The sequence below is a fragment of the Prevotella communis genome, assembly GCF_022024175.1.
In the GTDB taxonomy this organism is placed as follows: Bacteria; Bacteroidota; Bacteroidia; order Bacteroidales; family Bacteroidaceae; genus Prevotella; species Prevotella communis.
On record NZ_CP091794.1, the window covers coordinates 2078708 to 2092416 of the forward strand.

At 44.2% G+C, this 13709-nt stretch carries 14 protein-coding genes and 1 pseudogene; 7 read left to right on the forward strand and 8 right to left on the reverse strand.

From position 1 onward, the window contains the following. Position 1 precedes the first annotated feature (1 nt). From L6466_RS08575 to L6466_RS08605, 7 genes are read left to right on the forward strand one after another with little or no spacing between them, the layout of a single operon-like run. The gene (locus L6466_RS08575) at positions 2 to 682 is read left to right on the forward strand and encodes a lipocalin family protein (RefSeq protein ID WP_237803184.1); all 681 of its coding nucleotides are present in this window, start codon (positions 2 to 4) and stop codon (positions 680 to 682) included. 6 nt (positions 683 to 688) lie between these two features. After that, positions 689 to 1606 carry a ribonuclease Z gene (locus tag L6466_RS08580; protein ID WP_237803183.1) on the forward strand — a complete coding sequence of 306 codons (918 nt, stop codon included), beginning with the start codon at positions 689 to 691 and terminating at the stop codon, positions 1604 to 1606. Continuing rightward, positions 1599 to 1997, forward strand: coding sequence for a hypothetical protein (locus tag L6466_RS08585; RefSeq protein ID WP_143010105.1), 399 nt, complete (start codon positions 1599 to 1601; stop codon positions 1995 to 1997). Before L6466_RS08580 ends, L6466_RS08585 begins: the two co-directional genes overlap by 8 nt. 29 nt (positions 1998 to 2026) lie before the next feature. Beyond that, positions 2027 to 3529 (forward strand): L,D-transpeptidase family protein, encoded by a 1503-nt coding sequence (locus tag L6466_RS08590; protein ID WP_237803182.1) that lies wholly within the window; start codon positions 2027 to 2029, stop codon positions 3527 to 3529. 36 nt (positions 3530 to 3565) lie between these two features. Beyond that, complete coding sequence (locus tag L6466_RS08595) at positions 3566 to 4117, forward strand: RNA polymerase sigma factor (protein ID WP_091815834.1); 552 nt, start codon at positions 3566 to 3568, stop codon at positions 4115 to 4117. A 45-nt stretch (positions 4118 to 4162) separates the two neighbouring features. Further along, positions 4163 to 4522, forward strand: coding sequence for a hypothetical protein (locus tag L6466_RS08600; protein ID WP_091815831.1), 360 nt, complete (start codon positions 4163 to 4165; stop codon positions 4520 to 4522). 15 nt (positions 4523 to 4537) lie between these two features. Then, positions 4538 to 5032 carry a hypothetical protein gene (locus L6466_RS08605; RefSeq protein ID WP_176757019.1) on the forward strand — a complete coding sequence of 165 codons (495 nt, stop codon included), beginning with the start codon at positions 4538 to 4540 and terminating at the stop codon, positions 5030 to 5032. Here the strand turns inward: L6466_RS08605 and L6466_RS08610 are convergent. From L6466_RS08610 to ileS, 8 genes and pseudogenes are all read right to left on the reverse strand, one after another. Further along, on the reverse strand, positions 5023 to 5478 hold the full coding sequence (locus L6466_RS08610; protein WP_091815828.1) for a DUF3256 family protein: 456 nt from the start codon (positions 5476 to 5478) through the stop codon (positions 5023 to 5025). The genes L6466_RS08605 and L6466_RS08610 overlap by 10 nt on opposite strands. Positions 5479 to 5501: 23 nt before the next feature. Next, complete coding sequence (locus tag L6466_RS08615; RefSeq protein WP_237796131.1) at positions 5502 to 6224, reverse strand: 16S rRNA (uracil(1498)-N(3))-methyltransferase; 723 nt, start codon at positions 6222 to 6224, stop codon at positions 5502 to 5504. Further along, on the reverse strand, positions 6211 to 6747 hold the full coding sequence (locus L6466_RS08620) for a bifunctional nuclease family protein (protein ID WP_091815822.1): 537 nt from the start codon (positions 6745 to 6747) through the stop codon (positions 6211 to 6213). Before L6466_RS08620 ends, L6466_RS08615 begins: the two co-directional genes overlap by 14 nt. A 2-nt stretch (positions 6748 to 6749) precedes the next feature. Next, positions 6750 to 8069: pseudogene (locus L6466_RS08625) on the reverse strand (MFS transporter). Positions 8070 to 8137: 68 nt separating this feature from the next. Then, complete coding sequence (locus tag L6466_RS08630) at positions 8138 to 9082, reverse strand: DUF4296 domain-containing protein (protein ID WP_237803181.1); 945 nt, start codon at positions 9080 to 9082, stop codon at positions 8138 to 8140. Then, positions 9079 to 9714, reverse strand: a complete 636-nt coding sequence (locus L6466_RS08635; RefSeq protein ID WP_091815812.1) for a lipoprotein signal peptidase — start codon at positions 9712 to 9714, stop codon at positions 9079 to 9081. The genes L6466_RS08630 and L6466_RS08635 overlap by 4 nt, the downstream gene beginning before the upstream one ends. After that, positions 9711 to 10097: a TraR/DksA family transcriptional regulator gene (locus L6466_RS08640; RefSeq protein ID WP_091815809.1), complete on the reverse strand. Its 387-nt coding sequence runs from the start codon at positions 10095 to 10097 to the stop codon at positions 9711 to 9713. The genes L6466_RS08635 and L6466_RS08640 overlap by 4 nt, the downstream gene beginning before the upstream one ends. Before the next feature lie 5 nt (positions 10098 to 10102). Next, a complete protein-coding gene (gene ileS / locus L6466_RS08645; protein ID WP_091815806.1) occupies positions 10103 to 13513 on the reverse strand; it encodes an isoleucine--tRNA ligase in 3411 nt (1136 codons plus the stop codon). Positions 13514 to 13709 lie beyond the last annotated feature (196 nt).

Here is a 13709-nt window from a genome sequence, read left to right on the forward strand (position 1 = left end):
AATGAAAAAAAATTTATTCATAACAGCAATTATTGCTATTGTGTTATGCATCAGTTGCGGACCGAAAGGGACATCTAGCAGCAATGCTTCTGAAGAAGAAAAAGTGGACTATCTCTTACGCGACACCGCTATTTATGGATTCTGTGCAGAGGGCTCTGCCATGAACACCTTACAGATTATTACTGACGGTGGTGACACCATTACCGTCAGCACAGCAAGAGCCAACGAGAAAGGTAAGGTACTGGGTGGCTATGCCATTGGTGATGAAATGGCAATTATTGTCAACTCTGACACGACACAGGCAATCCTCGTTATCAATAAATCCATGCTCAACGGCGATTGGGTGATGCCAAACCCAATGGACGGCAGCAACGAGACAGGCGTACGCATTCTGCGAGGTGGTGTAGCTGAAAGTATCGATCAGAGTACCATCGTCTATAAATCGTGGAGGATATTCAATGGACAGTTACAATTCACGATAACTAGGGAAGATGGTATCGATGCCGAGGAAATACTGGTTTACGACATCATCAAACTGACGGATAACGAACTGACACTCAGAGCGACTGACGAAGACCAAGAGACGTACGAGTACTCGCATCCTGCAGGTGAGGAATATACAGAAGAGGATCTTAACGGCGTTGTGCTCGACGAGGGCTACGACGATGAATTTGACATGTAACCGCCAATGGAACCATTTCGCATACATATATTAGGATGTGGAAGTGCCTTGCCTACATTACGACACATGTCATCCATGCAGGTCGTAGAATGCAGGGGTAAACTATTCATGGTGGACTGTGGTGAGGGCGCTCAGGTACAACTAAGACGTTCGGGGTTGTCGTTTGAGAAGCTGGGACATATCTTTATTACACACCTGCACGGTGACCATTGTTTCGGACTTATCGGCATCATCAGTACTTTTGGACTTCTAGGACGAATTGCCACACTGCACATCCATGCACCGGAGGAACTCAGACCGATGCTGCAAGCCCAACTGGATATGTTTTTCAACTATGACATTGGCTACAAAGTGGAATTTCATGGTGTAGATACCAAAAAGCAGCAGATGATTTACGAAGACCGTTCACTGACGGTAGAGACAATTCCCCTGAACCACAGGATGCCTTGCGCCGGCTATCTTTTCCGTGAAAAGCCTTCACTCCCGCATATCCGACGCGAGATGATTGATCTGTACAACATCCCCGTGTCACAAATCAATAATATCAAGTCAGGACAAGGCTATACCCTATCAGACGGCACACTGATTCCCCACGAGAAACTAGTGACGCCAGCAGATGCGCCACGTTCGTATGCCTATTGCTCGGATACACGTTACATGCCTGAACTACATAAAATGGTAAAGGGAGTCAACACGCTGTATCACGAAAGCACCTATGCACAGGACAAAAAAGACGGCGCAGAAAAATACTATCACTCAACGGCTCAACAAGCTGCAATGGTTGCACGCGACGCACAGGCTGGGAAACTGTTATTAGGGCATTACAGCGCACGATATAACGACGAAACGGTGCTTTTGAAAGAAGCACAAGAGATATTCCCAAACACCTATCTAACCGACGAAATGAAGGTCTTTGATGTATAACAACGAATTTTTCGCTAAAATATTTGGAAAGTTCGAAAATATTTTTTATCTTTGCCCCCAAATAAATATTACGCTTATGCAAAAAAGACTACTCATAATCGCAACAGCAATATCACTTGCTTTCGCAATACCTGCGCAGGCAATGACAATGATTGCTGAGATGGGAGTGGCAGAGCAAGTAGAAGAAACCACACCTACTATAAAATTAGATAAGAATGCCGTCACCGTGCAAGGTGGAAACGGAATGGTGCTCGAAGTTGTATCCCTCACAGGAAAAGCCGTAGCATCATACAAGATTGAAGGACCTGCACAACGCGTAGAACTTAATCTGCCTAAAGGATGCTACATTCTGAAAGTAGGAAAAACCGTACGAAAGATTACATTGCGTTAAGTCTTTTCACTTGCGCACTTCTATTTAATATGACGGCCTGCAAGAACGACATCTTTATGTCGCAGGAAGATATGGCCGCAAGACTAAGACTGCAATTACTTGCAGATAGCGCTCAAGATGCCCAACAGCGTCTTGGGCTATTTATTTCTAATCACAAAGACTCATTGGAGGCCGACAGATTGGTAAGTAGATATTATCAGGAAGGAAATGAGTGGGTATGGTTGAACGACGAAAATGAGGATTTTATAGAGAAAGCTGAGACGACAGTTCACTTTCTTGAAAATGAGGTTCAAAAGATTGGTTTTACTCCAAAAGCTTTTTTTACAACAGAGATTCTAAAGGACTTGGAGCATTTCCGCACGTTGGACTTTGACTCTACCAATACTAGCGTCACGAAGACGATGGCTGAACTGGAACTAAATCTCAGTAAGGCATACATACGTTACGCTTTAGGACAACGCTATGGTTTTATGAATCCTCATAAGGTGTTTAACCGACTGGACAAGCGCAAGGAAGGTGGATACCGCATAGTTTATGATGTAGACATAGAACAACCCAGTGAAGATTTTACAAAACTGGCACTTGCACATGCTGCAGATGAGAATCCCTCGCTTTTCCTGGCAGGACTAGAGAGTCATCACCCCGTATATAATCAACTAAAGGAGCGTCTGACAACGGATTCCACACCAGACGGACGTCAACGCATTCTATGTAACATGGAACGTCTGCGCTGGCGTCACACACAAAAAACAGACAGTACGCAGAAGCATGTTTTTATTAATATCCCGTCACAGCAGTTATGGGCCATTCGTCCTGACAGTGTATTCTCAATGCGCATCTGTTGCGGGGCATGGAAAACAAAGACGCCCTTACTATCCAGTAAGATAAGACTGATACAACTAAACCCTGAATGGAATATCCCAGGGAGCATTTTACGCGACGAGGTAAGTCAGCATGCCGGCGATTCTGCTTATTTCGCACGAAACGACTATTTTATCGTTCATAGAAATACTGGTGATACCATATCGCCCAAAGACATCACTCGTACCCAATTGCGTAGCGGAGCCTATCGTGTGGCCCAGCATAGCGGACCACGCAACTCACTTGGACGTATCATTTTCCGCTTCAACAACCAATTTGATGTCTATCTGCATGATACAAACAATAAGAATGCCTTTAATTACGACAGGCGCACCATCTCACATGGATGCGTACGTATACAACGTCCATTCGACATGATAAAATTTTTGATGTCAGATGCTCAAGAGTGGACACTTGACAAGATACGCATGAACATCGATATGCGTCCAGAAGGTGATAAAGGTAAACGCTATCAACGAGAACATACAGACGAAGAGGATCCGCTGAAGGGTATCAAGATGTCCTATGTCAGCGTAAAACCCCATATCCCAGTAGTCATCGACTACTACACCCTATACCCCAACCCGGAAACGGGAAAATGGGAAACATGGCCTGATCGCTATGAATACGACAAACAAATAGCACGTCGAATTAAACCTTTTATGCCGTAAGGCGTCTTAAACACTAAAGCCCGAACACCAGATACAATGTCAACAACAGATGATAACCAACTGAAGTTGCTCCTTCAAGACCCAGCCACACGCCGCAAGGGATTTGAAGTAATGGTGCGTCAATATAGCGAACAGCTATACTGGCAGGTACGTCGTTTAGTCATCACACATGAAGACAGTAATGACGTACTACAAAACGCATTTATTAAAGCATGGAGTTCGCTTGACAGTTTTCACGGCGATTCCAAACTGATTACCTGGCTGTCACGAATAGCAATCAACGAGGCGCTCGACTTCTTACGTAAGCAGAAAAACAGGCCAACGCTCAGCGCCGATGATATAGAGACGGGTATCGCCAACCAACTGATGGCTGACGAATATTTTGATGGTGACGAGAAAGAAGCACAGCTGCAACAGGCTATCGCGTCACTCCCAGAGGTCCAGCGTACGGTATTCCTGCTTCGCTACTACGATGATATGAAATACAGCGATATCAGCAAGACACTTGGAACCTCTGAAGGGGCACTGAAAGCCTCCTACCATATTGCCGTCAAAAAAATAACAGAGTTTTTTAAACAATTCGATTAAACCATAATAATTTTTATACGTCAAAAAGAAAAAGGATACGAAACTATGAACTACGAAGAGGATTACATTAGAAACAAAATGGGTAACAAAAACCCGTTTACGGTGCCCGAAGGATACTTTGAGCAGTTGGCGGGCGATATCATGAATAAGATACCAGCACAAAAGGAACAGAAACCCGCATTAATCAAGCGACTGAGGCCGCTACTCTATGCTGCTGCATGCGTCTGCATAGCCGTCTTTGGTGTGGTCATTTACCAAAACCTGGACAAGCAGACTAACGAGACGATGAAAGGAAATTTCTCTCAACATGCAACAGAATACAATGACTCGTACATTGACGAAGCCACTGACTATGCCATGTTCGACAACAATGAAATCTATGCCAGCCTGCTGGCTGATATGTAAGAAGGAGGAAAAGTTATGAAAAAGGGATTAATGTTATTTTTCCTATTCATTGCAGCCTTGACAATCAGTGCACACGAACCTCAGGAGGAGCAGAAATTCTCGCCGGAGAAATTTGACGCAGAACTGCATCTATTTATCATCAACGAGGCAAAATTGTCGCCACAAGAGGCTGCGAAATTCTTCCCCGTATACAGGGAGATGCAGAACAAACAACGCGGACTGTATGATCGTCAGCGCAAACTAGTTACAATGACGCCAAATGACGAGTCTTCATGCATGAAGGCTATCAAGGAGCGTGATGATATCGATTTGGAGATGAAGCGAATACAGAAAACTTACCACGAACGTTTCTTGGATTTATTGCCTGCATCGAAAGTATATGCCGTGCTGAAGGCTGAGGATAAATTCTATCGCCACGTGTTCAGACGATTTAATCGCAACAAGCCTCAGTTCAACTGGCCACAGATGCAACAACAGCAAAGACGCGGCCAGCAAGGTAATCAAAAGTAAGATTTCTCAAGCATCTCTTCATCACGTTTTAAAAGCGTAGATTTTACAGAGACATCAGATATAGGACGCCAAGAGGATGAATACCTGCCAATCAGGATCTCCTTTTGGCGTTCTGTAATTTGATAGGTGCGCTTCATAAGGACAATAGGCTCTTTCTCATCACGGCTCATCTTCAATTCCAAGGTCATCGACTCATTCATCTTAATACAAAGGGAGTCGTCTGAGAGATACGTCATCTCGCTCTCGCCACCCAACTGATTATCTACAGCAGCTTTCATCTTAGCATCCATGAAATCAATCATATCAAGCCTATTGTTCTGTGTCAGATATGGCAAAAGACTGTCAGGCATCAGTTTGAAGACCTCACGGATATTCAGACTATCAGTCTGTGCCTGCAACGATAGTTGAGAACAAAAAAGAAGCGCAAATATCAGTAGTTTTTTCATATCAACATTATTTTACCAATTGCTCAGCATTGTTTTGCAAGTTGCATCATCATTACTGCCGATAGACCGGCCGTCTCTGTACGCAAGCGACTCTTTCCTAAATCAACAGAAATAAAGCCAGCGTCAACAGCAAAACGCACTTCGTCAATAGAGAAGTCGCCCTCAGGACCTATCATCACCAAAGTATCTTCATCCTCATTGACAGCTTTCAATTCATCAAACAGGTTCACACGAGGCACCTCGTCATAGCAATGTGCGATATAACGATGTCCTGAAGTGTGTTGTTGAATAAAGTTCTTGAATGGTGTCATTTCCGTCAGTTCCGGCATATATGCCTTACGACTTTGCTTAACTGCCGACACCACGATTTTCTCAACACGTGGAAGTTTCAGCGTCTTACGTTCTGAAAAAGCACAATCCAAAAATGACAGTTTATCCAGACCAACCTCTGTAGCTTTCTCCGCCATCCATTCTATCCTATCCATCAGTTTGGTCGGAGCGATAGCCAGATGAATACAACCCTTCCATTGACGTTTCTGAGGCAGTGTCTCAACAATCTCATACTGACAACGTTTCTGCGTAGTAAGGGTCAAAACAGCTCGATAGAAAGAGCCTTGACCATCCAACAGCATCATCTCGTCACCAGCCTGCATACGCAACACTCTGACTGCATGAACGGCTTCATCATCAGGCAATTCTATCTGCTTAGCAGCATCAGGCACAAAGAAATATCTAGTCTCTTTCATGATGTCTCTTGTTTATTTCGTCACGCAATTGTGAAGCTAGTTCATAATTCTCATTCTCAACAGCATCAGCCAAAGCCGACTGCAGTCTGGAAAGGTCCATCGTATTAATAGGAATCGCAATCTTCTGTGCCCTCTCATCGAAAGGAAAACACTGCCGTTCCATCAAGTTATCCTCAATATAAAGTGGAATATCAGATATGAGACTCAGCAACACGGCATCACTCATGCGTAAACGGACACTATCACCAATATTATTCATCAGCATAACCTGATACTGGCCCTCGAAAAGTCCACAAATCAGCATCTCGTAGGATTCCGGTAACAGACTCACCAGCGTCTCTGGCAACATGGTCCGGCAAGCCTTTGGATTTGCCATGCGCATCTGTAGTTGCTGACTCATGGGTTCGTCGCACACCACAGACAAGGCACGTTTTCGTTCCCCGTCGGTCAGTATGATGACAGCCATCCCATCGCCACCAACCACCTGCTGCACATTCTCAAATCTCAAAAGCGTACGCTTCATACTTATTTCTTATTCTTATCAGGATTGAAAACCAAGGCAAATGATACGCCTACTACCAATGCAAAAGCAGCAAAAATAAACCAACAACTCTGCCACTCACCCATTAGATAGTCACCTTCCCACTGACAGAAGTAATTCACCACCTCGCCAGCAATCAGCGTACCGATAGTAGCACCAATACCATTTGTCATCATCATAAACAAGCCCTGGGCTGATGCCTTTATATCGGGTGCACATTCCTGATCAACGAAGATACCCCCCGACACGTTGAAGAAGTCGAAAGCAACACCGTAGACGATACAAGAAAGGACAAAGAAGATAACACCAGGCATAGCAGGGTCACCAACGCCGAAGAAACCGAAGCGGAATACCCAGGCAAACATAGACATCAGCATAACTATCTTGATACCAAAACGCTTCAGGAAGAAAGGTATCATCAAGATACATAATGCCTCACTAATCTGAGAGATACTAGTCAACAACGTTGCATTATTGGCAGCAAAAGTATCTGCGAAATCCGGATTACCCTTAAAACTCGTGATAAAAGGTCCTGCATAACCATTTGTCACTTGCAAACACATACCAAGCAAAGCTGAGAAAATAAAGAAGAAAGCCATCTTCTTGGTTTTGAAGAGTTTAAAGGCATTCAATCCCAAAGACTCCACAATAGATTTGTTCTTTCCATCTTCCTGTTTCTTCAATGGACACTCAGGCAGGGTAAAACAGTAAGCACAGAGCAAGACACTCAACAAACCTGATACAAAAAATTGCATATAGGTGTACTGGAACTTATGCGAATTTTCCGCCAGGGTGAACGAAAACGAACCATCTTCCCACACTGCGCAATTAACAAACCACATTGTAGCAATAAAACCGACTGTTCCCAATACACGGATTGGAGGAAAGTCTTTCACGGTGTCCATACCATTCTTCTTCAATATGGAGAAAGCTGCAGTGTTTGCCAAAGCGATGGTAGGCATAAAAAATGCCACACTCAAGGTATACATAGCGATAAAGAGTGACTTATTGGGCAATTCGTTGCCAAAACCAGCCTGCACACCCATCCACCAACAGCCAAGCATGAAGACACCAGCCAACAGATGACAAAGACCAAGCAATCGCTAGGGTTGTATCCATTTATCTGCCACAATACCCATTAGTGTGGGCATAAAGATGGAAACGATACCCTGTATGGCATAAAACCATGCAATATTTTCACCTAGGCCAGCCTTTCCCAGATAATTACCCATACAAGTGAGGTATGCACCCCATACAGCGAACTCCAAGAAGTTCATTACTGCCAAACGCACTTTTGTATTCATATTCGTATAGATTTTTAGTTGTTTATTCTACTACCTTATTATTATAGTATGCCCTCAGCACACCATCTTTATCTCTTCTCAGGCAAACTTGTCCGCCTAACCATTCCGTGTTGGGTAACTCCTGAGTCAATGGATACCATTTTAAGACCTCCCCTTGGGAGATTTCCACCACCGACTGAGTCAAGACGGATTTGTCCTCCAATACTATCTGATTCGACGCTATCTTTCTGATTCTCTTCATGCTGTTCATTATGAAAACGTATCAACTGAATATTATCCAGGAATAAAAGGCGTGTAGTCGTTGTACGATCACTACCACCAGCCAGATAGAAATAGCCGCGAAGACGCTTGACTGCATGATTTTCGTAAGCAGGGATACGCAGTTGAGTCAGACCTGCATAAGAGAACACTATATTTTTACTGATTGTAGTGTCATTATCATAGGTCACTGCGATATTTAGCGTACAATTACGCATACCATCCTGGAACATAAAGTCAGACATAAACTGCATAAGAAAGCTATCCCCATTATAAAAAGCCGTATCTACTGATACTTCAAACGACCAACGATTATAAGGAGGGACTGGCATCATTGCATAGCGCGAACGCTCTGTCCAGATATTAGCCGTATCACCAGTAGCACTAAGAGAAGCAAACTTACCAATCTCACCTTCTGTAGCACCAAGCGACAAAGCCTGTTCCTCAAGTCTGTCGGCTACATTCTGATAAAGTTTATCAAACCTGTCAGCACGACGATAATAATAGACTAGTGAAGAGTCAAACTGCTCCTGAGTCACACCATGCTTACGCAATACAGCCTCAATATACAAAGCCTGTTGATAATTACGCTCCTCATATGACCCGTCATACTGGCCGGCCATAGCTTTAGCCATATGATACTCAACAAGGATATCCTCCATGTCGTCAGGCTGAATATATTCACTCGGCGTACCGGGTTTGCATCCAACCATCATTGTAAAAACGCCTACGGCAAACAGCAGATATTTCTTCATTTCTTCCTAAATGAAATCTGACCGATTTCTTTTCTGAAGAACAGCAATAAAGCTACTACTCCAACACTAATACTCGAGTCGGCAAAATTAAATACGGGACTAAAGAAGATAAAATCCTCACCTCCACAAACAGGGAACCAATCGGGATAAGTCGTGACAATGAGAGGAAAATAAAACATATCCACCACCCGTCCCATGAGGAACGACTCATAGCCATTGCCCAAACCTACATACTGACTAACGTGTCCTACAGTAGAGGCATCAAAACATAAACCATAGAACATACAGTCAATTAGGTTGCCTGCAGCACCTGCCAATATCATAGACAAGCAGACAATATATCCCCAACGAACATTAGTTTTTTTAGATTGAAGCCAGATATAATACCCTAGAGCACCTATGGCTACTACACGGAAAAGTGAAAGAAGTAACTTCGAACCAATCTGCATACCATAAGCCATACCGTTGTTTTCGATAAAAGCAATATAGAACCAGTTGGTCACTCGGATACTCTCATGTAACTCCATGTGGGTCTTCACCCATATTTTAATAAACTGATCAATAAGGAGGATGGCGATGATTAGTATCACCGCCAATCTTCCTTTAGTCACGATTTCTTTAGCCTTATTCACTTCTTTTGCTTTTCAATCTGCTTTGACTCAACGCTCAACGTAGCATGAGGTACAGCACGCAGACGCTCAGCAGGAATAAGTTTTCCTGTGATGCGGTCAATGCCATATGTCTTATTCTCAATACGTACGAGGGCAGCTTTAAGTCCCTGAATAAACTTTTGCTGACGTGCTGCAAACTGAATCAAGTCTTCCTTTGACTGCGTAGCACTACCCTCCTCCAATGCCTTGTAGGTGGGTGATGTGTCATCCACATCGTTAGAATCCTGATTGGTCAGCGAAGCCATCATTTGGTCGTAGTCACGTTTGGCCAAGGCCAACTTCTCATTGATTATCTGACGGAACTCCTCGAGCTCCTCGTCAGTGTAGCGTGTCTTTTCCGCCATAAGTCTTAAGATTTAGTAATATTGATATTCAGTTTAAAATCATCAAATTCAACAGACTGTCCCTCATTGGCCTCCAGCTTGACCTCATCGGCCAGCACCTGACGGGCGATATAGTCGCCAAAGTCCTCCACAGCCTTCATTACAGCCGCGTTGGGTTCTATCTGTACGCGGATACGGTCGGTAATCTCCAATCCGCTCTTCTTACGAATGTTCTGAATGCGGTTCACCAGCGTACGGGCCATACCCTCTGCACGCAGCTCGTCAGTCAGCGTGATGTCGAGAGCAATAGTCAGGTTACCATCGTTGCCAACCAGCCATCCAGGAATATCCTCACTGATTACCTCAACGTCCTCGGCCAGAATCTCATAGCTACCCAACTGCACCTTTCCGTTGGTCTCCAGTTCAGCAATCTGCTCCTGTGTCATATCAGTAACAGCAGCAGCAACGGCCTTCATGTCCTTGCCAAACTTCTTACCCATCGTACGGAAGTTACACTTCACTTTCTTCACCAGGATACCCTGACCCTCAACGAATTTCACGTCCTTCACGTTCACTTCCTGCAGGAAAATCTGCTTCACGCTCTCGATTGCGATGCGTTGAGCCTCGTCCACGGGTGGAATCATCAAGGTCTGCAGAGGCTGCTTCACGGCAATGCCTTCCTTCTTGCGCAGTGACAGCACAACGGTAGTAATGCGCTGAGCAATCTCCATACGCTGTTCCAGGTCAGCATTCACCAATGACATATTAGCTACGGGGAATTTCTCCAAGTGCACGCTGTCCATCTCGCCACCCATATCACAGTAGATACGATCTGCGAAGAACGGAGCAAACGGAGCCAGAAGTTTAGAAACAGTCATCAAGCACTCGTAAAGCGTCTGATATGCAGCCAACTTATCCTCATCCATCTCCTTACCCCAGAAGCGTTTCTTGTTCAGACGCACATACCAGTTAGAGAGGTCCTCGTCAACAAACTTATCAATGAGACGTCCTGCACGGGTGGGATCAAAGCCATTCATCTCTTCCTCTACGCCCTTCACCAATGAATTCAGACAAGACAAAATCCATCTGTCAAACTCAGGACGCTTCTCAACGGGAATCTGTGGAGCTTTCGGATCGAAGTTATCCACATTAGCATACATCGCGAAGAGTGAGTATGTATTATATAAGGTACCAAAGAACTTACGACTGATTTCAGCCACGCCCTCTGGATCGAACTTCAGGTTATCCCAAGGTTCTGAGTTTGTAATCATATAGAAACGCACAGCATCAGAGCCGTACTTATCAATCATCTCGAAAGGATTGATTACATTGCCCACGTGCTTCGACATTTTATTTCCCTTAGCATCAAGCACAAGACCTGTAGATATCACGTTCTTAAAAGCAACAGAATCGAAAATCATCGTTGCAATAGCGTGAAGCGTGAAGAACCAGCCTCGTGTCTGGTCCACGCCCTCATTGATAAAGTCTGCAGGGAATGCCTTATTATTATCGATGAGCTCGCGATTCTCAAATGGGTAGTGAATCTGGGCATATGGCATAGAACCAGAGTCGAACCATACGTCTATCAAGTCGCTCTCGCGCTTCATGGGCTTACCACTGTCGCTCACCAAAACAATATAATCCACGTACGGACGGTGCATATCAATCTTGTCGTAGTTTTCCTTCGACATATCACCAGGTACGAAGCCCTTCTCCTTCAATGGATTAGAGGTCATCACACCTGCAGCAACAGCCTTTTCTATTTCGTTGTAGAGTTCCTCCAGACTGCCAATACATTTTTCCTCGCCATCCTCACTACGCCAGATAGGCAGTGGTGTACCCCAGAAGCGTGAACGGGAGAGGTTCCAGTCATTCAGATTCTCCAACCAGTTACCAAAGCGGCCTGTACCTGTTGACTCTGGATGCCAGCCAATAGTAGTATTCAACTGGCTCATGCGCTCCTTGCAAGCAGAACTCTTAATGAACCATGAATCCAGCGGATAATAGAGCACGGGCTTATCCGTACGCCAACAGTGTGGATAGTTGTGAACATGCTTCTCAATCTTAAAGGCTTTGCCTTCTGCCTTAAGATCCATGCAGATGGAAATATCAAGAGTTTCATCCTTATCGGTGAGGTTCTCATCATAGGCGTTCTTCACATAACGACCAGCATATTTACCCCACTTCTCTACATCTACATATTTATTAACGAATTCTGCATCGAGATCTTCAAGTACAAAATACTTACCCTGCAGATCAACAACAGGACGTTCGTTGCCCTTCTTATCAATCAGTACAATAGGACAGATTCCTGCCTTCTTAGCAACAAAGGCGTCGTCAGCACCGAAGTTGGGCGCGATATGCACAATACCAGCGCCATCCTCTGTCGTCACATAGTCACCAGGAATCACCTTGAAGGCATCGCCCATAGGCTTAATCATTGGCAACAACTGTTCGTACTCCATACCTACGAGGTCAGTACCTTTATAGCGACCTACCACACGATAAGGCAAGAACTTCTCACCCTTCTTGAATTCTGGCATCTCGCCGCCATCAGTAATCTCTGCTGCAGTATCAAAATAAGCAGCTACACGTGCCTCAGCCATCACCACCGTAATTTTCTCGGCAGTATATGGATTATAGGTTTGCAGCGCCACATAATCAATCTTTGGGCCTACACAGAGAGCCGAGTTTGCAGCCAGCGTCCAAGGCGTTGTTGTCCAAGCCATAAAATATGGTTTACCCCATTCTGTCATCTCAGCCTTTGGATTCTTCATTTTGAAGAGTGCCGTGCAAGTAGTATCCTTCACGTCACGATAGCAACCAGGCTGGTTCAGCTCATGACTCGACAAGCCTGTACCGGCTGCAGGACTGTAAGGCTGAATGGTATAACCTTTATAAAGTAGACCCTTCTCATAGAATTTCTTCAAAAGGTACCACAAAGTCTCTATATACTTATTATCGTAAGTGATATAAGGATTATCCAGGTCTACAAAATAACCCATACGCTCAGTCAGTTCACGCCATTCTGCGGTAAACTTCATCACGTTTTCACGACACTTCTTATTGTAATCCTCCGTTGAGATATACTTATCACTTTCCTTGTTGTCAATATCAGCCTTAGTAATACCCAGTTCTTTTTCGACACCAAGTTCTACAGGCAGACCATGAGTATCCCAACCTGCCTTACGCTTCACCTGGAAGCCCTGCATGGTCTTATAACGGTTAAACGTATCCTTCAATGAGCGACCCAGCACATGGTGGATACCTGGATGACCGTTTGCAGAGGGAGGACCCTCGAAGAATACAAACTGAGGACAGCCCTCACGTTCATCAATGCTGCGATGAAAGATATCATCCTTCATCCACTTCTCCAGAATCTCGTTATTCACCTGTGTCAGGTTCAAGCCGTTATGTTCGGCGAATCTCTTTGCCATATCTTATTTGTACTTATTTTATTTTTGACGTGCAAAGGTACGAAGAAAAATTGATACCACCAAAAAATGAAACAAATATTCACGCTTTAGCGAAAAGTAAACGAAATTACATAATTTTGAACCAAATTTTGATGGTGATATAAAATATTTCCAGTACCTTTGCATGAAATTTCGAAAACCTTTAACAAACAAAAAG